We start from the raw sequence: 23,914 nt of genomic DNA, 5'->3' as shown, positions 1-23,914 counted from the left end.
CGAAATGGTCATCTTTCCATCACAATTGCTCAAAGATTTCTCTCTAATGATATTGACAAACTTCTTGCCCTTGTGGAATGAATCAGCCCTGCCTTTTTAAGGGGGGTTAGGGGGGATCAACAAGTGCCTAAAATCACAGCAAACCGCTTTTAAAACATCCTCTTATCTAAAACCCTTGTAGAGATGTAGCACTGCTACGTCTCTACATTTTTTTTCACCAGATTCCTATTAACAAGTGGCTTATTTGTATCACGAGTCCTCAATAGACATCTCTAGAAACTATAGGCAAAATCATGTAGCTGAAGCCTTCCCACACCACTTTCTAGAAGCAAGCTACGCGTAGCGTCTCTGTTAGAAGCAGGGTATTATGCCTACGTAGTTTTCACTCCTATCTCTAATAGCGTCGGCGGATAATCTGGTCTCGTCCGTAGGGCTGCCGTCGTTCGATAATCTGGCGTTCTCCAAAACGCTGCCGTCGTTGGATTCTCTGGTATCGTCCGTAGGGCTGCCGTCGTTGGGTTCTCTGGTATCGTCCATACGGCTGCCGGCGTTGAATTATCTGCCGTCGTCGGATTCTCTGGTATCGTCCTGACCGCCGTTGAGCAATAAAAAGCTCTCCAGTTTTATTTCCAACTATGTTGGCATCTGGTGCAACGCTCTGTTCATTCAGAGTATTACTTAGAGAAATATCTTTCGCTTCAGCTAATGAGGGCGGAGACACAAAGGCAAATAGCAACACTGCTATTGAGGATAGTTTCCTGAAACCTTTCATGTTTTTGCTTCTCTAAACTTTCGGTAATAACTTTATTAAAACACTTTAAAGTCTGAAAATTAGCGATCGCGCACTTTTTTAAACTTAATTTAGTATGAAATTCAATATTGCAATTTCACCCTTTTGTATAATTGCAATTTTTAGAAGTTTGTGTATATAAATAGTTAGTATTTAACAGGATGTATGCTTTTTACCACATAGATAAAGTATACAGTTATTAATTAAACAAGCTATATTTTATCTTGTGAGATGGGTTCAAAAGCCTTACTGGGCAAGGGAAACATCTTCCCAAATTTTGATTTTTGAAAACCTTAGCTCGGACTTATCTCCACCCCACAAGATGTCTCAAAACTGTATCAAATACAAACGATAACTGCTAAATATTCTTAGCGGAAGCTGTAAATAATAATCTGTCACTGGGTTTCTAGCTGCAAGTAACTATCTTGTTAATTGCTGCATTTTCCTAGCTTATAACTCCTTTAAGGATATCTTCTACTACCTCCACCTACTACACCAATTTTGTGGCGATAGGAGAGTTCAGCACCGAACCAACCAGAAGCACTGGTTAGCGTACCAACAACAAGTGAGATTAACAGTCCCCAAGGTACGATTCGGGATTCAGCGTCACCTAAACGTAGGAGAAAGTTAACGAGTGATAAAACTAGTATAGAAACGTTAAGTATCAAATGCGTCCAACCGGCGGTGCGCTTGCGGACGCGTTCAATTTTCACAAAGTCGCTAAGACCGATCGCAGATGCAAGGATGCCTCCACCTAATCCAAGTCCGATTAACCATAGCGAAGCCCTAGCCCAAAAGAAATCGCTAGTTAACCAATAACCAATGTCACTTCCCAAAGCAGCAGCTAAAAATGCTATGGGAAAGATCACACTCAACGGGTGTAGGGGATGTCCGGCGATCGCAACTGTACTGGGTACACCAGTATCACGATACTCACTGTCGTTACTTTCAATAACTGGTGGAATGTTTGGAAAGGGTGTTGAACCTGTTTGCGTTGTTTCTGTCGTTTCCATTATTTAGTATCCTGAATTTATGAACGTTACTTTTTTAAGCTGAAGGAATTTTTTCAACATAAGCTTCAGCCTGTAAGATTAGTTTACCTACTTCTACTTTTAGTTGGTTGACTTGCAAAGTTATGCCATCTAAATCAAAGTTACTTAGATTCAAAATTTCGCTAGTTTGCTCTATCAAAGCTTTTGTCAACTCTGGCGATATTTCCTCACTTTCGCCATACTCGATATTTTCCAAAGCAACAGTTTTGCCATTGCTGCTAATTTTGGGGACTGCCGAAAAAGCAACTTGCTCATTTTCACCAGTTTCTACTAACTTTATGTTCGCATTTAGCGCTACTTTCCCATCACCCGGTAATCGAAAATCTACATTTTGAGGTTCAATAGTCCTCAGTTGTCCGTTAATATGTATTTTTTGACTTTGCAGTTGTGAACGTACATATTCGGAGTTGAAAGCACGATTGATATCAGCTTCAGTTAACACAACCTGTGCATGAGCTTCAGTCGGTTTAGTTAGTTCAATTTTACCAAAAGCCACACTTAGAGGATTAATGGCAACATTAGTCATTTGCATTTCCAATTCCTCCATACGGAGGTCTTTCTGCATAACTAAACCTTCACCTTCAATCGTGACTTCATCCACCTCTCCCTGAACCAGTTTCAGCGGGTCTGTCTTGATGTCTACATCTAAATTTTCTACTTCATCTAATTGACTAGATAATCCTATTTCTGCCACTTTATTGAGCGCTTGCTCTCCTAATCCAGGATTGTCTGGCATTATGCAAATTAACTCCTAGTTTGAAAAGCGCATCCTTGAGTAAATCTAATAAACTAACAGCAGAGTTTTATCTATCTGGCGATGGAATATAGATTTAAATGTTGTCTATCTAATTTCAAATTTCAAACTTCAATTTTCCCTTTGTACCCTTTTTATCCTTTATTACCTCTGCACTTGGAGCGATTTGTTATAAAATTGACACAAACCCAATATTTCGGTTAAGTTCTTCTGACTGCTAGAATTTTTTTATACAATGCTCTCAGAACGTTTTACCGCAGCCCTTACCTACGCCACCCAACTACACGCTAACCAAGTTCGTAAAGGTTCAGGCGTCCCTTATGTTGCCCATTTATTAGGTGTCGCCAGTATTGCTTTAGAATACGGGGCAAATGAGGATGAAGCGATCGCAGCCCTCTTACACGATGCGATCGAAGACCAAGGTGGGGCTGCAACACGAGAAGAAATTCGTCGTTGCTTTGGTGACAATGTAACGGCAATTGTAGATGGTTGTACTGACGCTGATACAACTCCAAAACCCCCTTGGCGACAGCGCAAGGAGGCATACATTGCTCATATTGCTACTGCTTCCCCATCAGTTCTGCTTGTGTCATCAGCGGATAAACTTTACAACGCCCAGTCTATTCTCAAAGATTATCGCATTTTGGGCGAATCACTTTGGGAACGTTTTCATGGGCGTAAAGAAGGTACTCTTTGGTATTATCGGGCGCTTGTAGAGGCTTTTAAAAAGACTGAAACCACTGTAATAATTGACGAATTAGAACGGGTTATTTTACAAATTGAGGTGTTAGCATCTAGATAAAATTTTATTTAACCAGAAGTAGATAAAAGATTTATAAATACTAGACAAATAGCTTTTTTACAGACACGATCTAGTTATGTCTCTCACGAATAAATTTTGGCTTTTAGATTCTCTCTCTAGATAAAAAATCTTTCTCTCGATAGATAGGTGTACTGACATTATTATGGCTGCTATGTTACGAATATGACGATAGTAAGACAAAACACCCTAAATCCAACTGTAAATCCTTCAGTAAGTCCTCCAGAAAACTTGGCAGAAAAGTATATGGAAGCAGAGCGTATGCGTGATGTTCTGCTTTTACTGCAAAACTTGATTAACAGTGAAGAAGCCACTGTGAAACTAATTCTGGATTGTCTTTATGATGTTGGTTCAGTCAATTTGATTAATCAAAAGCTTCGCCTGAAACCTTTAAACAGGGTGATGAAATTAATTGCCCGAATGTCTAAACCAGTTTTTAGAATCTTAGCTTTAAATTGGTTTAAAAAGAACTGTCCCCAACTGATTACTAATTGGCTACACACGCAAGTATCTTTTGAAAATCCCCAAAAGACACCCGAACAAGTAGCTATTGAAGTTGTACAACTGGAACCATATTCCATACCACAGACAGAAAGTCTGAGCCAAGAGATTAAAAATCTGCGCTCTCAGGTAAGATGGCTAGCTGGAATTTCAATAATTGCGATCGCTGTTTTAGTAGTAAAAGCCACTTGGTTAACCTGAAACCTGTGAATGATGAATTATGAATATTATGCCTCTATCCAAACCAATCTTGGAGGATATAGAAATACACCTACTTTTGGAAGGTGTGTATCAGTACTACGGTTATGACTTTCGCAATTATGCTCTTTCATCACTCAAGCGCCGTATTCAGGGCTTCATGCAATTAGAAGGTGTAGCAAATATTTCTGCATTGCAAGAGCGTTTACTCCACAACCGCGCCTATTTAGAAAGATTTTTGCTTGCTCTGACGGTGAATGTAACATCAATGTTTCGCGATCCCAGCTTTTATAATACCTTTAGAAATCAGGTTATTCCCTTCTTACAAACCTATCCATTTATTCGCATCTGGCACGCTGGATGTTCAACTGGTGAAGAAGTATATTCAATGGCAATTTTATTGCAAGAAGAAGGACTTTATCACCGTTGCCGCATATATGCCACTGATACGAATGAGAAGGTATTACAAAATGCCAAAAGTGGAATTTTCTCGCTGAAAATGATGCAGGAATATACTCACCTTTATCTGAAAGCAGGCGGCAAGAAATCTTTCTCAGAATATTATACAGCAGCTTATGACAATGCTATTTTCCGCTCATCTCTAAGAGAAAATATTGTTTTTGCCCAGCATAATTTAGCCACTGACAGTTCTTTTAATGAGTTTAATGTGATTCTTTGTCGTAATGTCCTCATATATTTTAATCAGGTACTTCAGAAACGCGTACACGAACTATTTTATAATAGCCTTTGCACCTTTGGTATCTTAGGTTTAGGAAGACAGGAATCTATCAGATTCACCTCTTATGAGCAGTACTATGAAGAGTTAATCAGGGGTGAGAAAATATATAGGAAAATAGCAGGTGGGTGAAAAGAATGCTTTGAATGGGTAATTGAATTATGAATTATGAATTATCCTAAAATAACTAGTAGCCAATACCCCGAAAACTATGAATAAAATTGCGCTCGTTGTCAAAAGACAGTCTGTCAAACATTTTTTATTGTGTTCAGAAGAGAAATTTAGCGATCGCTTAAGGTAAATTACACATTAAAGTCTTAAAGGAGATTGTCGATGCAACTTCTCGAATGTCCTCCTGTTGCAGTCATTGCTGGAGAAAATGCGGTTCATGTTTCTCAACTACCTTCTATATGGCAAGACATTGCTAGAGGAACCACGAGTGTCGGACTTTCCCAAGCCCAAAGCTATGTTGAGATGGCGCAATTATTTTTGTATAAATTAGAACGTGGTGATGTTGACTTATTTAGCGATCGCCCCCAACTAGCTCACCTAATTCCATCATTTTCTCAGTTATTTGCACAACTGGCATGGGAAACCTTAGAGTTTTTTGGACAAGACTTTCTCAAACACAGCTATCCGAACTTTGCAGAAATTCTTCGCGATGTGGAGTCAAAAGGAATCGATTACGCTGATGAATTAAAAGTGGCTCGCATCGGCATAGATTTATTCAATGAATTTGGTTATGAACTACCTGCTAGCTTTTATCATGTGCATTTAGCACCAATTTACCGCGATCATGTTTTTGAAGAACGTGCTTTGCGATTCGATCGGCGCGATATTGAGCATAAACGTGCTTGGGATGCCATACTCCATGCAGGTAAGGTATTTGCTATTCAAATGAAGGTGCAAAGTATTGCTTCTAAATATGGTTTTACTTATCAGCATGGCTGCGGTTGCAACTCTCATCTATCTTCCATTGATGTATCTCGTGGGGCGTTTGAATATGAATTGAGTCCCGACAAGCGTCAGCGATGGATTCGCAGTTTCATCTGGACTGCTTGGTATGAGTATGCCTTTTTTGCGATCGTACCTAATACAAGTTATTTGGTTTAACGACTCGCACCCCAATTGGTAATTCGTAATTTTGGGGTTTAGACTCAGGAGAATAAATAACCTCAGTTCGGGAAAAGTCAGGTTTATTAGACTTCTTGCATAGGTGGGGTGAAAGGTAAAGGTATGGAATTTTCCCTTACTCTTTAACCTGTACCCCACTTATGCAAAAGTAACTTTTGCAAAATGTCTATTTACTTCCTACCACAATCATTCGGCGGCTATCAAGCGCAAACGATTCACCATCATAACCATAGCCCTCTACTTCGCTGAAGCCTGTTTGCAGGAGCCAATCGCGGATTTCGGGAAAGGTAAAGTTGCGAACAAAATATTGACCGCGCCGTACTTGTCCATCACGAATGATAATCCGCTCGGTATAGGTACGATTGGTAAGTGCATCGTAGCGGCCGCGTGCGAGCATATAATTACCCTCACGCTCAGTAACTAACTCAGGCGTAAATTCTTGCAAGACGCGGCTAAAATTCTGAATATCAATTAGTAATTTGCCACCTACTTTTAGAGCGCGATACGCTTCGGTTAATACCGATCTATTTTCATCGTCATCGAAATAACCGAAGGCTGTGAAGCAGTTGATGATGTAGTTGAAGCGATCGCTAAAGGGTAGAGAACGCATATCGCCTTGAAGGTACTCTACCTTAATACCCTTGCTAGCCGCATCTTGTTTTGCTTTTTCTAAGAAGAAAGCTGTTGCATCAAGTCCAGTCACATCATAGCCACGAGCCGCTAGCTGATTAGCAATCCGTCCATGACCACAAGCTAAGTCTAAAATACTTATCCCTGCTTTTAAATCTAGCAATCGGCAAATGAGGTCAACTTCGTGTTGAGTTCGCTCTGGTGTCAACAACGTTTCATAAAAGTAAAGATAATCTTCCTCGAACACGCTGTTACGATCAAATGTATTTACAACCATTTTTAATCTGATTTATTAAGTGAATTTTCAATATGGATGGGATGATACTTTTGAAGAGGATTTATTGAAGTTGCAAGCATTATTTGTCAACCCATCTACAGAAGTATTTACGGACAACTATTTACTGCAACAAAGTGTCCATTGTTATACAAAATTTTACTATATATTGCAGCAATTATGGTTGACTAGATTTTTTATTTTGGAAAACCAGTCATAGTTTCAACTTAGGTATTTCTGGAGAAATCTAAAGAATATGACTCGATTCACTGTTGTTCTTTGGTTACGTAGGCTAGTTGTTGGCTTAAGCTGTCTACTTTTACTTTCAGGTTGTATTACAGATACTTCTCCTGGTGGTAACACACTTACGGTTGCTACAGAACCTACGTTTCCGCCTTTCGAGTTTCAATCTGTCAGTGGTGAGTTGCAAGGCTTTGACATCGATTTGATGAATGCGATTGCTCAATCTGCTGGCTTTAAAGTTAAGTATCAAAATATGCCTTTTGCTGGGATGATTCCAGCATTGCAAGCGCAAACTGTAGATGCCGCAGTTGCAGCAATGACGATTACTGCCGAACGGGCGAAGACAATTTCTTTCTCGCGTCCTTACTTCAAATCAGGGCTAGCGATCGTCACCCGCACAGATAATCAAAGCATTATCAATTTCGATAATCTTAAAAACAAAACCATTGGCGTGCAAATTGGGACAACTGGCGCACAGAAGGCTAAAAGTATTTCTGGATCTGAAATTCGCACTTTTAATGATTCACCTTTAACCCTTCAAGCATTAATCAATGGTAATGTCGATGCCGTTCTTAACGATCGGGTTGTGATCTTATATGGCATAAAGAGCGGCAACCTTAACGGACTCAAAGTGGTCAGGAGTCTGCTAACAGAAGAATTTTATGGCATTCCTACACCTAAAGGATCGCCCAACTTGCAAGCGATTAACCAAGGTCTAGAAACGGTACTGAAAAATGGTATTTACGCCAAAATCTACCAAAAATGGTTTGGTATCCAACCGCCACAACTACCAGAAAAATCACCCATCGAAAACCAAGCTCCCGAAACAGGCGTATCCCAACTATTTACCTCACTAAGCATTATCTTTAAGTCCCTACCCACCTTGTTAAGTGGGGCTTTAGTTACACTTGAACTCACAGCAATCTCAATCTTACTGGGTACGATCGGGGGTACACTGATTGGAATTGTTCGCCTTTTGCCCACTCCGCCTTTACCCTGGATTGCTAGGGCGTATGTAGACTTTTTCCGGGGAACGCCGTTGCTAGTGCAGATTTTTATGATTTACTTTGGGTTGCCTGCTTTAGCGCAAAATTTTGGTTTCACCTTCACTTTAAATCGTTTAGCAGCAGCGGTAATTGCATTGAGTCTCAATAGCGCTGCCTACATTGCTGAAGTTGTCCGGGCAGGCATTCAATCAATTGAGCCTGGGCAAGCAGAAGCCTCTCAATCACTGGGTTTAAGCTCGGTGCAAACGATGCGCTATGTAATCTTTCCTCAAGCCCTCCGGCAGATGCTGCCACCTCTGGGCAATGAGTTCATTAGCTTGCTCAAAGACACGAGCTTAGTCGCTATCATCGGGTTTGAAGAGTTGTTCCGCAAAGGACAGCTGATTGTAGCTGACAACTATCGTTCATTTGAGATTTACGCCACTGTTGCGTTGGTTTATTTATTTCTGACGCTGCTTTCTTCCCAAGCGTTTAGTCACTTTGAGCGATCGCTCAATCCCATTAAGAAAAATAGCCAGCGATCGTGAATCTTACAGCAGAATGCAGAATTCTGCTGTAAAACACACTTTATACCTGGGTAAGAGATTTAGCTGGTGTACCTTACCAACTTAAAATCTGCTGTATTTGTGACTGCTCAGGGATCGAAAAATGAGGTAAGTTTTAAGAAATCGGTTCAAAAACCATTTGAGGACTTAACACTTCATCTTGTAATTGTCCAACTCCTAAAAAGCGAGTCTCTTCTTGATAAACTCGCACTATCCCAGTAATATCAGAATTTAGAGAAACTCGCTGACCTTGACACCATTTTTGAGCAGATATTGCTGGTAAAGTCACAGACAACAAATGTTCTAAGGCTGCATCAGGGGCAAGAGGTTGAAATGTCCCACCTTGTAATTTAGTTTCTAAGTCGGTGAAAGTGAGACTATCTGTTAAATCGAAACCACTGCTTTGGGTACGGATCAAAGCCGCAAGAGTGCCACCAGTTTCTAAGATTGCACCTAAGTCACGAGCGATCGCTCTAATATATGTACCAGATCCACAGGCGATCGCCACATCCAATTCGGGAAAATCTCCTTCTCTCCAGTCCAAAATTTCTATCTGAAAAATTTCCACTGTTCGCACTGGAACTTCCACCATTTTCCCTTGGCGGGCTAAGTCGTAGAGACGTTTCCCATCCACTTGAATTGCACTATAATTCGGTGGGATTTGCTCAATCTTGCCTTCAAATTGTGTTAGTGCAGTTTTCACTTCTGCCAAACTCAATCCAGCACAAGCTTGAGAATTAATAATTTCACCTTCTAAATCATCGGTTGTAGTCCGCACGCCCAGACGAATCGTAGCCTTATAAGCTTTGTTTTCTGGCAGATATTGCAATAATCTTGTGGCTTTACCAAGTGCGATCGGTAAAACCCCTGTCGCTGCTGGATCTAAGGTTCCCGCATGTCCTACACGTTTGAGGCGCAACAATTTTCGCACCCGCGCTACGCAGTCGTGGGAAGTCCAGTCAAATGGTTTGTTTAAGTTGAGAAAACCTTGAAATAACACAAAATCAATACTTACAGCTTCTAAACTCTATTAAATACTTATTTAATGCTCTAAGCATTAATATTTAGCAATCAAAGTTTATTTAAGCATTATTTTATCAGTATCAAGACATTCTCTAAGCACTTTACCGAATAATAGACTTCTTGCATGAATCTTTAACCTCACCCTAAATCCCTCTCCCAAGATTGGGAGAGGGACTTTGAAATTCGCTCCCCTTCTCCCAAGATTGGGAGAAGGGGTTGGGGGATGAGGGCTAGTTTTGTATTCGTGCAAGAGGTCTAATATTCAAAAAGTGCAGATAACACCGAGTATTTTCCGCAAATATCACGATGTCATTTCAACTTCCAAGATATAAAACTGTAATAGTCAAGAAATAAAATATCATAAAAAACTTAATGAAAGTTTTTATTGTTAATCAAAGATTTTAGCTATAGCGCTTTTAGCCAAACAAGTATCAATAGTTTTTACTAACATAAACAAAATGGAAAAATCAATATTCCCTACTACATTGTTTTTTTGCTCTATGTTGATTGTGAGTTGTAGTAACTCTGGCAATAGTGCTTCTCAACAGAATAAAGTTAATCCAGCAAATACTGCAACAGCTACGCAAGTTAATTCTGAATCTATTTCTGTAAATCAAGTAAAACTAGATAACAGCAAAAAAACTATTAAGTCAGCATCACCTGAAAAAACATCTCCTAAAAACAATCAATCTAAGGAAATTAAAAACGATAATCCAATTTCTGGTACTATCAAAGATATGCAAAACGGAGACTTAAAATGCTACGTTACTGTTGTCGATGAAAATGGCAAAGTCTATGAAGGTGTCGGTGCAGTGTTTGAGGTTTGCGAACCAGAGAAATACGTCAACAAAAAAGTAAAAATGTCTTATTCTCTAGAGAACGTCAGTGATTGCCAAAGTTCTGAGCCTTGCGGGAAAACAATCAAAGAATGGTTAATTAGCAAAATAGAAATTCAAGAGCAATAATTACAAGATGCTTTTTAAAATATATCTAAATCAAGTGGATGATGGGGATAGTTGACCAGCTGGGCATATCTTCGGTAAGCTAACGGTAACTTTAGTGCCTTGCCCCACTTCACTTGACAAAGTAATATTGCCACTATGTAACTCGACACAAGCTTTAGCGATCGCTAGCCCTAAGCCTGTACCAGGAATTGTGTCAACGTTACTTGCGCGACTGAAAGATTGAAATAAATTTTCTCGATCTGTCATCGGGATACCAATTCCGCTATCTTGAATGTAAAAAATTGCTTCTGATTCTTTGCCAATCAGATGAAATTCTACACTACCTCCATCTGGAGAGTACTTAATTGCATTGGACATTAAGTTAATAAAAATTTGTTGCAAAAGTCCGCGATCGCCCCAAAATCCATGATGATTACCAGTAATTTTAAAAATCAATTCGTAGCGATCGCCTGCTGTTTCTCGCTCTTGTTCTAAAAGGTCAGAAAAAAATTGCAGTAAATCGACTGAAATTGGTTGAAACTTGGGTTTTTCCAGTTCGAGTTGGTTAACTAGAAGCATATTATCCACAAGTTTGGACATATACCTGGCTTTCTGTTCAATGATTCCCAAGAATCTGTGTTGTTTAGACTCATCTAGTTGCTGGCTATGTTTTACCAAAGTTGATGCCGCAGCCAGAATTGAAGTTAGCGGCGTTCGATACTCATGGGAAACAGTTGTAATTATTTGGGATTTAAAAACATTGAGTTGCTTTTCTTTGGCAAGAGCTGCTTGAGTTTGGGCTAACAATTCTGCCTGTTGAATAGCGATCGCTAGTTGTACTGAGACTTCATTGAGCATTTCTGCATCATCAGTTTGCCAGTGTCGCTCGCCAGAATTATGGTGAGCAATCAATAAACCCCAAAGCTTGGGGGTTGGGTTCCCATTGTTGCTCAGATTAATCGGAACTACCAGATTTGCCTTTGTATTAAATTGCTCTTTTAGACTGACACAATTACACAAGCCAAGCTCATAGATATAAGGGATTGCGGATTGGGAATTGGGCACAAGAGGCAGAGGGGCAGAGGGGCAAAGGGGCAAAGGGGAAAGATTAACTGCAACTTCCTCCCAGCTCCTCTGCTCCTCTGCTCCCCTGCTCCCCTGATCCCCAATCTCAGCCCCGACGCGATCGCACAATGCCACAGTACGGTATGACTCAACTGATGAGGCGACTATTTTGCCATCTGTATCTGGGGCAAACTGATAAACCATCACGCGATCGCACTTCAGAAGTTGCTGTACCTCAGCTACAGCCGTATTCAAAATTTGCTCTAGATTAAGAGACTGGCGAATTCGTAAAGCAGTTGTGGCAATTAGGCGTTGTCTCTCCTGAGTTTTGAGCAGTTGGGCTTGCAAACACGACTGCTTAATGGCGTTGCGGACTGCTAGTTGCAGCACATCCTGTGTTAGATGGTGCTTGACTAAGTAATCCAAAGCACCCCGTTTCATTACCTGCACAGCGATTTCTTCATCACCGCGCCCTGTCAACATAATCACGGGGACAGAAGTCTTAAATATCTCCTGCTGCATCCGATCGAAAAGTTCTAACCCGCTCATATCAGGTAGGCAAAAATCCAGCAAAATGACATCGCAGCGTACTTTTTGGCACAAAGCAAGTCCTTCTTCTGCACAGTCTGCCTCCAAAATATGGTAGGACTGGTGCGGATCTTTCAAAAGATATCGACGATAGATTTTCCGATCTGCCGCACAATCATCGATGATAAGTAGCGTCCATGTGTCCAACATAAGGTTATGAGGATCGGGGAGCCATATAGATCCCTTTTATCCAGATTGTGTTTATCTTGCATAATTCTAAAAATAATATAAAATAACTATAAATAAAATCTAAATTCTTTAGTAATCCTAAAGAAACACCAAATAGTCAAAAACAAGAAAATGGGGAAAAGGAATCTAACAGAGACAAACAGACACAATGACTCAAAGAGGAAAATGTCTCTGTGTCCTCTGAGCCGTCTCCTTTATGATCGTTTTTCCCCTACTGCTAAATCAATCAACAAAAAATAAACAACTTAATCCAACACAGGCGGCGTATTGGCTTCAAGCCAGTAGTCTACAAATGCCTGGATCGTCTTTTTTAGTTCCAGAGCATCCATCGGTTTTACCAGATATCCATTTGCGCCCTTTTGGTAGCACAATTCAATATCCTTGGGGTTAGATGATGTGGTAAAAACAACGATGGGGATTCCCTTGAAAGTCTTATCTTGCTTGAGCCGATCTAAAATGTCACGCCCATCAATACCTGGCAAATTGAGATCGAGCAAGATTACAGAGGGTCGTAATGCTACTTTTGAGTTAGGTAGGTCTTCGCCTTTAGCGTAGGCATCGTTCCCCAGCTGATAGAGAAACTCTAAAACCTCATCCCCATTAGTACAACGGTGTATAGGATTCTGGACTGACATACGTCGCATCAGACGTTGCAGCATCCGAAAATCTTCATTGCTGTCCTCAACAACGAGCAGCGGTTCATGAAGTTTTTTTATCATTCGCGATCTTAAAAGAGCTTAACAAAAATATATATTTAGTTATTATCTTAAACTATTCCAGCGTAAAATAGAACATTGAGCCAACACCTAGGGTAGATTCAACCCAAATTTGACCGTTATGAAGCTCAACAATCTTTTTAACAATAGCTAATCCCGCACCTGCTCCTCCACCGTACTTTTCCTGGGAATGGAGCCGCTTGAATAATCGAAAGATAGTTTCTAGATGATGCACTGGAATTCCAATACCGTTATCTCGGATATAAAAGATTGGGCATGGGGCATGAGTTATTATTCCCCTTGTCTCCTCCTGCTCCCCTGCCCCTCTGCCCCCCTGCCCCTCTGCTCCCCTGCCCCTCTGCTCCACTGCCCCCCTGCTCCCCTGCTCCCTCTGCCCCTCTTCTTGAGAAAAATAGCCAATCTCAACCCATTGCTTTGCCTTATCGTTGTATTTGAACGCATTACCAAGCAGATTACTGAAGACTTCATTAACCAGCACTCGATCGCACAAAACGGTTGGTAAAGGCCGAGGAATGCGGATATCTACAAGCCCAGAGTCTTGACGACTAGCACGAAAAACATCAATTACTTGGTTGAGCAATTCGTTGAGGTCAGTTGCTTGCAAACGCAGTTCTGCTTGTCCTAACTGCGAAAGCCGCAGTAGAGCATTAATCAGAGTTTCCATGCGTACAGACAAGGCTACTACTGTTTGCAAACACTCAATTCCATCATCATCTAATACTTGGGCATAGTCTTCTAGCAACACTGTCGAGAAGTTATAAATGCCCCGCAAAGGTTCCTTGAGGTCATGAGAAGCGGCGTAGGCAAAGGATGCTAGTTCTTGGTTACTGCGCTCTAACTCCAGGTTGATTTTAGCTAATTCATCCGCTTTCGAGAGTACAATACCAACGATCGCATTTCTCAGAGCGATCGCACTCTCAACTTCACAAGCTTTCCAAGGTAGAGAAGTTAATCTAACCGTTTCTTGCCATTGTTCAAAGGATTTTCGGGGAGACAGGGTATAGCTACCGTCTGGCTGTGCTTGCATGGATTCCTGTGGATTTCCTGCCCAGTGTACCGTTTGGATAACTTCCGGGCGAAACCACAGGATGTAATAGCGCCGGACTTTAGAAATCCGTAGTAGCAACAAGCCACTAGCAGTATCTTTAAATATCAGCGCCTTTGAGTTAAGCTTCGGCAGAGAATCGGTAGAAAACAGGTTGTCACTAACTTGGGTATCCGCCCATTCAATGAGTGCCTGAACTTCATGAATATTCGGTGTTGTTCCCACAAGGTTAATTTCATTATCCAGACAAACCGCCGCTCCTGAAGCACTAACAAGATCGAGCAAGCGAATTTCCGGTTTAATTAAGGCATCGATAAAATTGTCTGCTTGGGAAATAGATTCTAGAAACTCAGACTGTAGCGATTTGAGTTTTACCTTATAATCCCATTCCGAGTAACTAATTTTGTGAGCTAACTCTGAAGAGACAATCTGTCCCAAAAATTCGCACATCTTTAGCACTTCGTAAGAAACATACTTTGGTGTTTGATGGTGACAGGATATTAATCCCCAAAGCTTCTGCTCTTGAATAAGCGAAATGACCAAAAGAGCCTTCACTCCCATATTTTGATGATATTCACTACAACAACAATCAAAACTCCGTAGCAGACAGTAGCTTAAGTCAAGATGTTGATGTGTTGTCGGGTTTTCCGTTGGAACTAGTTCGCTCGGTTCGGCAGTCAAATCGGGGAGAAATCGGAGAAAACAGCGCGTGTATAAGTCTCTTGCCTGCGCCGGAATATCTGTAGCGGGATAGTGGAGTCCTAAATAAGGTGATAAATCTTCCCGTTTGACTTCTGCAACAACAGAACCCGCTTCTGACTGGTCAAATTGATAGACCATTACCCGATCAAAACCAATGATTTTTTGGACTTCTTGTGCGACTAAATGCAAAAATTCTCCCAGATTCGATGTCCTTTGCATTTTAGCGATCGCTTCACCCGCCAAAGCATGAAAGCCTAAGAAACTCACCTCAGATTCGGAATTGGTTGGTTCTAACTCCAGAATCACAGCCTCTTGTGTACGATGAGCGATCGCATCAAAGTATCTTTCTCCATGCAAGGTATTTATTAATACTTTAAAAGCCTGAGCGCTACCAATTTTTTTCACCAAGCACTGCTTGACAATTTCCACTTGCCGATGGTCAATTAAATAACTCAAGGGCCGACCGAGTAAATCTTCTGGCTCTTTGCCCAAATATACTTGAGTATTGTTGCTAACTTGCAGTATCTCTAGCTGAGTACTGAGTGCCAGTAGAACGCCATGAGGTTGAATAGAGCCAGGTATGTGAATAGGTTTGCGATCGTGGTTAGTCAGGGCATTAGCTTGGGCTGTAGTATATTCAGGTTGGCTCATAACTGAACTTATGTAAAGCTGACTTTTACAATAACGCAATTAAATGTCATATTTCTTTAAAGTATATGTCCTGAAGTATGAATGCGATCGCATATCATCTGTGCTTGTTACAGTTTTTACAGTAAATAAGGTAAGTCTCAATAATTAGAAGATAGTGTATGTGTATTACAGCTTCCATAACGCACCGAAAATCTGAAGTAGCCTAGCCCTAACTTTTACTTAAGAGATTGGCTGTAAAAAAACATTTTGAGAAGTAATAGCGGTATTTTAAGTATTTGTAGGTTCATGAGTTAATAGAGATACATATTTTCCTGTATAGTCGAGAACTTTTAGTATAATTTTTATCAATAAATCGTAGTATTTATTAAAAACATCTATTTGATCGTAAATATCAAAATCAGGAATCTCTCCTTGATGAAATAATGGATTACGAATAGATTCTCTTAAAGTATCTTTCGTCATCTCACTTGGAATAAATCGTAGATAAGAATTGTTTGCAAAGTAATCTTTTCCAAGCATAATATTTATTACAACTACAACTAGAATAATTGAGCCTCTAATTTTATAAAGACGCAAATAAACTTATACAGACGTAATTAATTACGTCTGTGCAAATCAAATAAAAATCATCACATGCAGCAATGCAACACCAATATCCAACATCCAAAATCCGAAGCTGACTATGGTGTTGGGAACTTTTTTTTTACGAGTTTGGCTCCTTTTATATCCAATAATTGTGCTAATTCGGCTGTATTCAATGACTTGACGAGACTCAAGCCAAGAGACTTACCAGAAATGCTTTGAGTGTAAGCGGCGTTCAGGTAGGTTGTGTATTGCGGCCTGCCTGCAATGTATGTTTGGAAAAAAGGTAAACTTAAAACATTCATGTAACGACGTGCTTGAGAAGCATCGCCAATCATATCGGCAGGTAATGCTACTTGTTGATTTGCAGGGTTGCCATTGCCAATGATGGAAAAGTGTGTGCCACCAACAAGCATGACGAGATACTTTTGGGGATTCGCCAACCAGGAGAAAGGTAAAATTTGCTCGGATAAAGCTGGTGCAACTGTATCATCACTACTGCTGACAATCATTACTGGAGTTTTGATTTGACTTAAGCCAGCTTTGCCAAAAATCGAACTAGTAATGGGATTAACTGCGATCGCAGCTTTCACTCTCTCATCCCGTAGGTTATAATCTTTGCCAGACTTGCTGATGCTCAATTCTAAAGCGCGACACTGGAGCAGTAAAGACATATTCCAGGTATTTTGTAGTGCTGCTGGTTGACAGTCTTGTTTTAGCTGCTCAAAGTTGATTTTAGCGCCTGCCAGAGCCAAGGCTGTGTAGCCTCCCAAAGATTGACCAAATACTCCGACTTGTTGTAGATTTAGGCGACCTTTAAACCGTGAATCAGATTGATTACCTTTTTGCAATTGATTCAGTATATATGTTATGTCCAAAGGTCGATCTTGAAATTCACTTGGTTCTGCTACTTCAATGGCGCGTCCTTTTAGCAGAGAACGCAATTGTTTCGCATCACTACCAGGGTGATTGGGAACAACGACGGCAAATCCGTAAGAAGCTAGATGAGTGGCTAAATATTGAAAGTTACTGCTGTCTAAACCCAAGCCGTGAGAAATGACAATTACCGGTGCAGTCTTCTGGACATTGGGAATGTAAACATCAGTCAATAAAAGGCGATTGCGGGTTGAGTCGAAAAACTTCAGGATGTATTTTTGCAGCTTAAATTTTCCCGGAACCTTTAAATCGGGCAATTGCGAGAAATTTGGTGGGGAAATGCTATCAGCTTCTATTTTAGACCTTTGGGAAACAGCTGCGATCGCCTGATGGGTTTGGTTAACAAGTTTCTCCAATTCCGTAGCTATTTCCAAAGTCTCGGCGACATCAAGACGAATGCTGCTGGTGGGATATTTACGTAACACATTTAAAAGTGTCAAGCCTCCCGATTCACCAGAGGCTAAAATTAGCGCCGAACGCAAAGCACCAAATCCTGGTTCTGGTTGACTGGTTTTAATCACTTGCGTCAATCGATGCAGTAAAAATTCTCCTTGTGGTGTGTAGAGAAGTTGCGAAACTATTACTGGACTAACTTTCACACGATTAAGCAAAATCCGCCGCAATTCTTGAAGCTGTTCTAGAGGCAGATATCGCTGATAGGCTGCTAAGTCTTCGTTAATTACACCTGTTTTGGCGTAGTTCTCTAAAGTTGTGACTGAAATTGAAAGCTCCAAAGCTGAATAAGATGCATAAATCCGCTCTGCTGCCAAAACAGAATTACTAATTCCTAATGTTGGCAGCACCATTGAAAGAACCAGCAATAAAGAATTTTTTCTGAGGGTGCTGGCCCAATTACCAAACAAACTATTCATCGCTCAACTGTTTCGGTGGTCTGGTTTTATCAGGTGTTGGCTTTGGTAGTTATTCGGGCGCCCTGCTTAATTTCTTTAAAGTTATTAGCCTCAATTTTATCAAAACAGAATTTAGGAGTCAGTAGTTATAATTCACGATGAATTATGTATGACTTGCGAATGTAGCTGGCTGAAAATAATAGGTATAAATGGGTTTAAAATTTCCACCAAATCTTAGTTTAGTAGTCAAAAAAAGTAGTGATTCCCAATTCCCTAGTAATTTATTCTGACTCCTGAATTCTGATTTTTGAATTCTTTTGCAAGGATATTTCGGCTATAAAGTCAACAATCAAATCCTACAAAGTCACGCAGATGGGTAAAGTATCCGACTGACTTCAGTAGTTTGCCTTCACTATTAAATCATAACAAATAAAAAATAGTCTGCCTCAGTATTTATGTTGTAGCTTTGAATATTGCACAAATTCACTAGATGAAAAATCCAGTAAAAATCCTGAAAAATATGGCGATTAATCAGCTTTTCCCAAAGCGATCGCTACTGAACCTGTAACTACTAAACCCGCTCCAAATATTGCTATGAGGGTGAAGTGTTCTGTTGGTATCCAAGCAGGTGCAATAACTGATACAACCGCGACTGCTATTAATGTCACAATGGGAGCTAAAGCTATTACTGCACTTACTCGTGATGCTTCCCAATGTTGTAATGATTCAGAAAAAGCACCGTAAGCGATTAAGGTATTCAATGCACAAAAAATCAACATTCCTAAATGGAAAGTATCAAGTATAAAAAGTGATTTAACTTTGGCTAGAGGAGTGAATAATAAAGCACAGCCTCCATAAATAATCAACATGATGCTGGTGGAAGATAAAGATTGTAATAACTGCTTTTGTGCCAAAGCATAAATAGCCCAAGCTGTTGCTCCTAACGCAATTAAAACACTACCTAGTATATATGTGCCATGTGCTGTAATTAAATTCGTTAGTTGTTCGCGAAAAAATAAAAGATAACCACAAATCATCACACTAACGCCAATCCATTGAGACAGGCGATAACGTTCTTTAAAAATTACTAACCCTCCAAAACCTAATAAAAGGCTAGATAATTGAATGAGAACTTCAGCGTTAGCAGGTGATGTTAATGCTAAACCTTGAGTAAACGAAAAGTAATTAATCCCTAAAAATATTGTCGCGATCGCTAATAATTTTCCAGAAGCAGAGCGCAGTTGTTCTAATTTTGGTAATTTGCCGCGTATCCCTAAATACACAGCAAGCAATACAAATGATACTAAAAAACGAAACCAAATAACGGTATAGACATCAAGTACTTGTAGAATTACTGCAAGGGCAATAGGTAAAATTCCCCATAGCAAGACAGTCAATAGCGATAATGTTAGCCCTAAGCGCCACCGACCAGAACTTTGATGTAGTAACATTAAAATATCCAAAAAGTAGGACTGATAAGTAAGTTATATCTAATTTAAATATCTAAACATTTTATCAAACTCTTATCGATAAAATATATTTAATAGTTTAGTTAATGCAAATTCAATATAAAATAATGAATTTATCCAACTCAATTTATGATTCGTAGTCCGAAGAGTTTTTTTGTGTTCACGTAAAATTTGTAATTTGTGTGTTCGTTTTACATTAATATTAAATTTCAAACTTCCTCATAAATGTATACTTTATCTCGGTGTTACTTTATAATACAACTATGGGGATTATACCCATAATCAGCTTAGTAATCTTTACGACTGCCTTATCAAGTTATTTATTGCTGACCTCAAGAGGTCGATTTTTGCTCAAATCTTTGGTGACAAAAATAAAGCAGCAAGAGTGGAGATTCAGATATGGCAAGCCTAACTACTTGAGATCGAAATTTTCAAGAACTGCAACAATTGCTGCCATTATTCTGGCAGCAGTAATAGCTGGAAATACTGTATCAGCAAAGGTTACAGGCCCACCTCCAGTTTCGCTCAAGAGTGTATCGGTTCCAGAACCTGACAATCTTGGAGACTTCGTAAAAGACAAAACGGCTGCAATCAAATTAGGAAAGACTCTTTTTTGGGATATGCAGGTTGGGAGCGATGGAAAGACCTCCTGTGCTAGTTGTCACTTCCATGCTGGAGCCGACAATAGATCCAAAAATCAGATTGCTCCTGGGCTTTTGCGGGTCAACGCCGATGGTACAGAGAATCCAGATTCAGTTTTCAATGTCGGCGGACTACCAAACTATCAGCTCAAACCAGAAGATTTTCCCTTCCACAAGCTGTCAAACCCAAACGATCCTACGACTGTTGTATCTGACCGTAACGATGTCAGTTCTTCTCAGGGGATCTTCAATACGAAGTTTGTGGATGTCACACCTGGTAATGCAGAAGACAAAGTTACAACCGAGCCAGATCCGGTGTTTAATGTGGGAGGTATAAATGTGCGGCGTGTCGAGCCACGTAACACGCCAACCGTGATTAATGCTGCATTCAACTTCCGCAACTTTTGGGACGGAAGGGCACAAAATATCTTTAATGGGGTGAATCCCTTCGGTTTAAGAGATCCTAACGCCACTGTTGTCAAGGCTATAAACCCAATTAGGGTAGAATTTGTGAAAGTCAGCCTCAAGAACTCCTCTTTGGCATCTCAAGCTGTCGGGCCGCCACTCAGTTCCTTTGAGTCATCCGCAGATGGTCGCAGTTTTCAAGAAATTGGTGATAAGTTCGGGAGTGATAAGTTGGGGCTAATTGACAGAATATCTTTCACCGCTGGTAAGGGTAAAAAGCTCCCCCGAAAACTTGCGAAAAAGTTATTACCTCTTAGACCGCTAGCTAAACAGATTGTGCATCCACAAGACAGCGTTTTAGGTAAAGATAGTAGATCGCCTAAACCTGGACTTAAAGATAGAACATACGAGCAGATGATTCAAGATGCCTTCAAGCCGGAGTGGTGGAATTCTACTCGCCTCATCCAAGTTGACTCTGACGGTAAACGGACTATTGTCAAAAGGCCCGATCGCTCTTTGCAGACTAATGAGTACACATTGCTAGAGTACAACTTTTCGCTATTCTTTGGGCTGGCAGTTCAGTTGTACGAGTCTACACTCATTGCCAATGATACGCCCTACGATCGCTACTTGGAAGGAAACACCAGCGCCCTAACCGCGCAGCAGCAACGAGGCAAAGGATTGTTTGAGGGCAAAGCTCTGTGTATTGCTTGCCATACTGGGGTAGAATTAACAGCGGCTTCAGCAAGCAGCGTGGCTAAAGAAGGACGAATCAAACGTGCGCCGTTCCCTCCAAACTCCCCTGAAGACACTGGTTTCTTCAATATCGGTGTCAGGCCTGCCACAGACGACCCCGGTTTGGGTGGTTATGACGGTTTGCAGAATAAGGGTCAACGTAGTCCCCTTTCAGAGGCACGATTGGCTCAGTTGGGTAAATTTAAGGATCTCCTTGGCGAAAACCCCCCAACCCTCAGTCCACCGTTGAATTCCAGTGAACCTGTGTTTGCAAACGGAGCTTTCAAAGCACCTGGACTTCGCAATGTGGGACTAACTGCTCCCTACTTCCACAACGGAGGTCAGGCGACTCTAGAGCAAGTGATTGATTTTTACAATCGTGGTGGTGATTATGGAGTACTTCCACCGCTAAATCTTTCACCAGTAGAAAAACAGGAATTGGTCGCCTTTTTAAAAGGACTGACTGATGACCGAGTTCGGTTTGATAAAGCGCCCTTTGACCATCCACAATTGTTTATCCCTAATGGACATGTGGGTAACACTAATTACGTTGTCAATGACGGCACTGGTAAAGCTAAAGATGACACAGTGGAAATTCCTGCTGTTGGTAGGAGTGGTAATAGTGGTACACCAAATTTCCTGAGTTAATCTCATTTCACGACGAAATACCTGAATACAGATAGATATGTAGGGATGTACAAATGTACGTCCCTATTTTTGCGATTTGGTGCAATTGCGGAGTTCGTAGTGAGGGCTTTACCCTCAAGCCAAGGACTAAAGTCCTAACTACAAACTTATTCACCCTACTCAGCACTCAGCACGGGCTAAACGCCCCGCTACCGCTAACAGCACTCTTCATTGATGTGGTGGACTAGTAGTTACGATCGCTTGACTAACGAGTGCGTAGGCGTAGCCCGTCGGAGGCATCGCCAATTTTGGGTTCTATATTACTAACTTTGGTATTGTCTAAGTAATTATAGACTCTTCTGGAAACTTCACGGACAAAATCGCCAGCTTTAGGATCGTAGTTTGGTCTTTGCACCAAAACACCAGCTAAATAGCTTTTGCCGTTGGGCATTTGAATAATACCGGCATCACCGATGATAAATCTCAATGTACCAGTTTTGTGGGCGATGGTAGCTCCTTGGCCGATACCAGCTGGTAGTAAACTATTGGTTTTCACATGGCGCATAATGCCTAAAACTCGATCGCGGCTAGTTGGGGATAGCAAACGATTATTAGAAACTAACGCCGCTAATCTGACTAAATCTTTAGAACTAGTTGTATTTGTGCCACCAATGTCTGGAAGTAGATTCCGAAGTGCTGTATTTTGCAATCCCCAGCTACGAAAACGTTGGCTAACTTTTGCTGCACCGCCCAAGCGATCGAGAACTAAATTTGTAGCGGTATTATCGCTGATTGTCATCATCAAGGTAGCAGTTTCCAGGACACTAAATTTAGTGCCGATGGGTTTGTATTGCATAATTCCAGATTCACCAACCTTTAAATCGCGCCGCATCACTAATTTATCGGTGAGTTTAATTCTACCTGCATCTATTTCTTGGAAAAGAGCCACTAATAAGGGAAATTTGATTGTACTGGCAGCAGCAAATCTTTTTTCGCCATTAATATCTATATAGTTTCCTGTATCTAAATCTAAGAAAAATATTCCCGGATTCAATGATTTATAACTTGCCAACAAAGTGCGAATCTGAGAAGTAATACCAGCCATCTCTTGACCAAGATTTACAACTCCGGCAAATGTCGATGCATCTGTGGATCTGATGGCAATATCTTCTCGATTTTCTCCAACAATGGGATTATTTTGGCGGTTGAATGAATTGAATTTGAAACTCCAATGAGAACGGGAATCTCCTTTAACTGAGATATTTTGGGAAGTAACATCATAGCCAGGAGCTAACTCGACGACAAAACGAGTGGTTTGAGGGTCTGGTTTGCCGAGGCGAATTTCTTTCACCGCCTTACCAAAACTTTGTTTGACAGTATCGGAATTAAAATTAGTTCCAGGTAAGTCAATCACTAATCGGCTAGGATTATCTAATAAAAAAGCTTTTGGTTCTATTCCCGAAGTGGTAGTTAGGTCTAATTGGTTTTGGCTAGAATCATAGTACCAAGACTGTAATTGTGAGGCTTTAGCTTGTCCTGCAACTAGAAACAAACTGCTTAAACCAATCGCCAGTAGATGTGATTTCATGTTGTGATTGTGGGTGTGCAAGTAAGGAGCAACTAATCAGGTTTACTTAGATTGTTTTCTGATGACTGTGCTGAACTTCCGGAGAAAAAGTCATAAATCCCGTTGAGTTATTTTTACCAGATGATATTTGGGATTAGATAAGCACGATAAATCATCATTACTTATTAAAAGTAAATTGCTGACAGTTTAATTTGTGTGTGAGTTGACAACATAAATTGTTAATCTAGCGCAAGGACGAGCGAAGGATTAATTATGTTTCCAAGTTAGGGATTATCAATAAATAAATTACTATTACTTGTGGGGTGGGTGACACGAGCGCCCATAATAAACAAAGGCGGATAAGATGTCCACCCCACAACAAATCCCACTGTTCCTACCTTTTTGACGAAAAGTGACAAAATTAAGTCGGGATAAATACAGATGAGTCGTAAGCTATTTGTAACCTGAACTTT

19 protein-coding genes are annotated in these 23,914 nt (G+C 40.6%); 7 read left to right on the top strand and 12 right to left on the bottom strand.

Annotation, left to right across the window (positions count from 1 at the left end; all coding sequences use genetic code 11):
* Positions 1 to 394 precede the first annotated feature (394 nt).
* The 3 genes from V7K44_RS16340 to V7K44_RS16330 form a co-directional block, all read right to left on the bottom strand.
* On the bottom strand, positions 395 to 772 hold the full coding sequence (locus V7K44_RS16340) for a hypothetical protein (RefSeq protein ID WP_334932997.1): 378 nt from the start codon (positions 770 to 772) through the stop codon (positions 395 to 397).
* A 479-nt stretch (positions 773 to 1,251) separates the two neighbouring features.
* On the bottom strand, positions 1,252 to 1,803 hold the full coding sequence (locus V7K44_RS16335) for a DUF2231 domain-containing protein (RefSeq protein WP_334932996.1): 552 nt from the start codon (positions 1,801 to 1,803) through the stop codon (positions 1,252 to 1,254).
* 34 nt (positions 1,804 to 1,837) lie between these two features.
* Positions 1,838 to 2,578, bottom strand: a complete 741-nt coding sequence (locus tag V7K44_RS16330) for an LmeA family phospholipid-binding protein (RefSeq protein ID WP_334932995.1) — start codon at positions 2,576 to 2,578, stop codon at positions 1,838 to 1,840.
* A gap of 253 nt (positions 2,579 to 2,831) precedes the next feature.
* On the opposite strand from V7K44_RS16330, the gene V7K44_RS16325 reads away from it, so the two are divergent.
* From V7K44_RS16325 to V7K44_RS16310, 4 genes are all read left to right on the top strand, one after another.
* Positions 2,832 to 3,398, top strand: a complete 567-nt coding sequence (locus tag V7K44_RS16325; RefSeq protein ID WP_334932994.1) for an HD domain-containing protein — start codon at positions 2,832 to 2,834, stop codon at positions 3,396 to 3,398.
* A 183-nt stretch (positions 3,399 to 3,581) separates the two neighbouring features.
* Positions 3,582 to 4,118 (top strand): hypothetical protein, encoded by a 537-nt coding sequence (locus V7K44_RS16320; protein ID WP_334932993.1) that lies wholly within the window; start codon positions 3,582 to 3,584, stop codon positions 4,116 to 4,118.
* A 28-nt stretch (positions 4,119 to 4,146) separates the two neighbouring features.
* Positions 4,147 to 4,983: a CheR family methyltransferase gene (locus V7K44_RS16315; protein WP_334932999.1), complete on the top strand. Its 837-nt coding sequence runs from the start codon at positions 4,147 to 4,149 to the stop codon at positions 4,981 to 4,983.
* Positions 4,984 to 5,184: 201 nt separating this feature from the next.
* Entirely contained in the window at positions 5,185 to 5,964 is a 780-nt protein-coding gene (locus V7K44_RS16310) for a hypothetical protein (protein WP_334932992.1), read from the top strand.
* A 187-nt stretch (positions 5,965 to 6,151) separates the two neighbouring features.
* Here V7K44_RS16310 and V7K44_RS16305 read toward each other — a convergent pair whose 3' ends face one another.
* Entirely contained in the window at positions 6,152 to 6,892 is a 741-nt protein-coding gene (locus V7K44_RS16305; RefSeq protein ID WP_334932991.1) for a class I SAM-dependent methyltransferase, read from the bottom strand.
* Between the two features lie 253 nt (positions 6,893 to 7,145).
* On the opposite strand from V7K44_RS16305, the gene V7K44_RS16300 reads away from it, so the two are divergent.
* Complete coding sequence (locus V7K44_RS16300) at positions 7,146 to 8,666, top strand: ABC transporter permease subunit (protein ID WP_334932990.1); 1,521 nt, start codon at positions 7,146 to 7,148, stop codon at positions 8,664 to 8,666.
* 133 nt (positions 8,667 to 8,799) lie between these two features.
* On the opposite strand, the gene truB is transcribed toward V7K44_RS16300, so the two are convergent.
* The gene (gene truB, locus V7K44_RS16295; protein WP_334932989.1) at positions 8,800 to 9,684 is read right to left on the bottom strand and encodes a tRNA pseudouridine(55) synthase TruB; all 885 of its coding nucleotides are present in this window, start codon (positions 9,682 to 9,684) and stop codon (positions 8,800 to 8,802) included.
* A 481-nt stretch (positions 9,685 to 10,165) separates the two neighbouring features.
* Between truB and V7K44_RS16290 the strand changes: the two genes are divergently transcribed.
* Entirely contained in the window at positions 10,166 to 10,672 is a 507-nt protein-coding gene (locus tag V7K44_RS16290) for a hypothetical protein (RefSeq protein WP_334932988.1), read from the top strand.
* A 30-nt stretch (positions 10,673 to 10,702) separates the two neighbouring features.
* Here V7K44_RS16290 and V7K44_RS16285 read toward each other — a convergent pair whose 3' ends face one another.
* The 6 genes from V7K44_RS16285 to V7K44_RS16260 all read right to left on the bottom strand — a co-directional run bounded on the left by V7K44_RS16285 (position 10,703) and on the right by V7K44_RS16260 (position 19,448).
* The gene (locus V7K44_RS16285; protein ID WP_334932987.1) at positions 10,703 to 12,454 is read right to left on the bottom strand and encodes a hybrid sensor histidine kinase/response regulator; all 1,752 of its coding nucleotides are present in this window, start codon (positions 12,452 to 12,454) and stop codon (positions 10,703 to 10,705) included.
* Between the two features lie 284 nt (positions 12,455 to 12,738).
* Positions 12,739 to 13,212 carry a response regulator gene (locus V7K44_RS16280; RefSeq protein ID WP_334932986.1) on the bottom strand — a complete coding sequence of 158 codons (474 nt, stop codon included), beginning with the start codon at positions 13,210 to 13,212 and terminating at the stop codon, positions 12,739 to 12,741.
* A 52-nt stretch (positions 13,213 to 13,264) separates the two neighbouring features.
* Positions 13,265 to 15,628: an ATP-binding protein gene (locus tag V7K44_RS16275; RefSeq protein WP_334932985.1), complete on the bottom strand. Its 2,364-nt coding sequence runs from the start codon at positions 15,626 to 15,628 to the stop codon at positions 13,265 to 13,267.
* Between the two features lie 267 nt (positions 15,629 to 15,895).
* A complete protein-coding gene (locus tag V7K44_RS16270) occupies positions 15,896 to 16,147 on the bottom strand; it encodes a hypothetical protein (RefSeq protein ID WP_334932984.1) in 252 nt (83 codons plus the stop codon).
* Positions 16,148 to 16,308: 161 nt separating this feature from the next.
* A complete protein-coding gene (locus V7K44_RS16265) occupies positions 16,309 to 18,018 on the bottom strand; it encodes an alpha/beta hydrolase (protein ID WP_334932983.1) in 1,710 nt (569 codons plus the stop codon).
* Between the two features lie 506 nt (positions 18,019 to 18,524).
* Positions 18,525 to 19,448 carry a DMT family transporter gene (locus tag V7K44_RS16260; protein ID WP_334932982.1) on the bottom strand — a complete coding sequence of 308 codons (924 nt, stop codon included), beginning with the start codon at positions 19,446 to 19,448 and terminating at the stop codon, positions 18,525 to 18,527.
* A gap of 281 nt (positions 19,449 to 19,729) precedes the next feature.
* Between V7K44_RS16260 and V7K44_RS16255 the strand changes: the two genes are divergently transcribed.
* Positions 19,730 to 21,895 carry a cytochrome-c peroxidase gene (locus tag V7K44_RS16255; RefSeq protein ID WP_334932981.1) on the top strand — a complete coding sequence of 722 codons (2,166 nt, stop codon included), beginning with the start codon at positions 19,730 to 19,732 and terminating at the stop codon, positions 21,893 to 21,895.
* Positions 21,896 to 22,139: 244 nt separating this feature from the next.
* Here V7K44_RS16255 and V7K44_RS16250 read toward each other — a convergent pair whose 3' ends face one another.
* The gene (locus V7K44_RS16250; protein WP_334932980.1) at positions 22,140 to 23,462 is read right to left on the bottom strand and encodes a serine hydrolase; all 1,323 of its coding nucleotides are present in this window, start codon (positions 23,460 to 23,462) and stop codon (positions 22,140 to 22,142) included.
* Between the last annotated feature and the right edge of the window lie 452 nt (positions 23,463 to 23,914).

Origin of the sequence: Nostoc sp. (assembly GCF_036917235.1) — a bacterium.
GTDB lineage: Bacteria > Cyanobacteriota > Cyanobacteriia > Cyanobacteriales > Nostocaceae > Nostoc.
The sequence above is the reverse complement of the archived record's forward strand: the minus strand, read 5'-3'. Positions and strand labels throughout refer to the sequence as shown.

Coding starts and splice junctions, on each gene's coding strand:
- V7K44_RS16340 (WP_334932997.1), bottom strand. CDS start 772: ATGAAAGGTTTCAGGAAACTATCCTCAATAGCAGTGTTGCTATTTGCC.
- V7K44_RS16270 (WP_334932984.1), bottom strand. CDS start 16,147: ATGCTTGGAAAAGATTACTTTGCAAACAATTCTTATCTACGATTTATT.
- V7K44_RS16315 (WP_334932999.1), top strand. CDS start 4,147: ATGCCTCTATCCAAACCAATCTTGGAGGATATAGAAATACACCTACTT.
- V7K44_RS16320 (WP_334932993.1), top strand. CDS start 3,582: ATGACGATAGTAAGACAAAACACCCTAAATCCAACTGTAAATCCTTCA.
- V7K44_RS16325 (WP_334932994.1), top strand. CDS start 2,832: ATGCTCTCAGAACGTTTTACCGCAGCCCTTACCTACGCCACCCAACTA.
- V7K44_RS16310 (WP_334932992.1), top strand. CDS start 5,185: ATGCAACTTCTCGAATGTCCTCCTGTTGCAGTCATTGCTGGAGAAAAT.
- V7K44_RS16300 (WP_334932990.1), top strand. CDS start 7,146: ATGACTCGATTCACTGTTGTTCTTTGGTTACGTAGGCTAGTTGTTGGC.
- V7K44_RS16255 (WP_334932981.1), top strand. CDS start 19,730: ATGGGGATTATACCCATAATCAGCTTAGTAATCTTTACGACTGCCTTA.
- V7K44_RS16275 (WP_334932985.1), bottom strand. CDS start 15,628: ATGAGCCAACCTGAATATACTACAGCCCAAGCTAATGCCCTGACTAAC.
- V7K44_RS16285 (WP_334932987.1), bottom strand. CDS start 12,454: ATGTTGGACACATGGACGCTACTTATCATCGATGATTGTGCGGCAGAT.
- V7K44_RS16335 (WP_334932996.1), bottom strand. CDS start 1,803: ATGGAAACGACAGAAACAACGCAAACAGGTTCAACACCCTTTCCAAAC.
- V7K44_RS16305 (WP_334932991.1), bottom strand. CDS start 6,892: ATGGTTGTAAATACATTTGATCGTAACAGCGTGTTCGAGGAAGATTAT.
- V7K44_RS16265 (WP_334932983.1), bottom strand. CDS start 18,018: ATGAATAGTTTGTTTGGTAATTGGGCCAGCACCCTCAGAAAAAATTCT.
- V7K44_RS16330 (WP_334932995.1), bottom strand. CDS start 2,578: ATGCCAGACAATCCTGGATTAGGAGAGCAAGCGCTCAATAAAGTGGCA.
- V7K44_RS16280 (WP_334932986.1), bottom strand. CDS start 13,212: ATGATAAAAAAACTTCATGAACCGCTGCTCGTTGTTGAGGACAGCAAT.
- V7K44_RS16260 (WP_334932982.1), bottom strand. CDS start 19,448: ATGTTACTACATCAAAGTTCTGGTCGGTGGCGCTTAGGGCTAACATTA.
- V7K44_RS16290 (WP_334932988.1), top strand. CDS start 10,166: ATGGAAAAATCAATATTCCCTACTACATTGTTTTTTTGCTCTATGTTG.
- V7K44_RS16250 (WP_334932980.1), bottom strand. CDS start 23,462: ATGAAATCACATCTACTGGCGATTGGTTTAAGCAGTTTGTTTCTAGTT.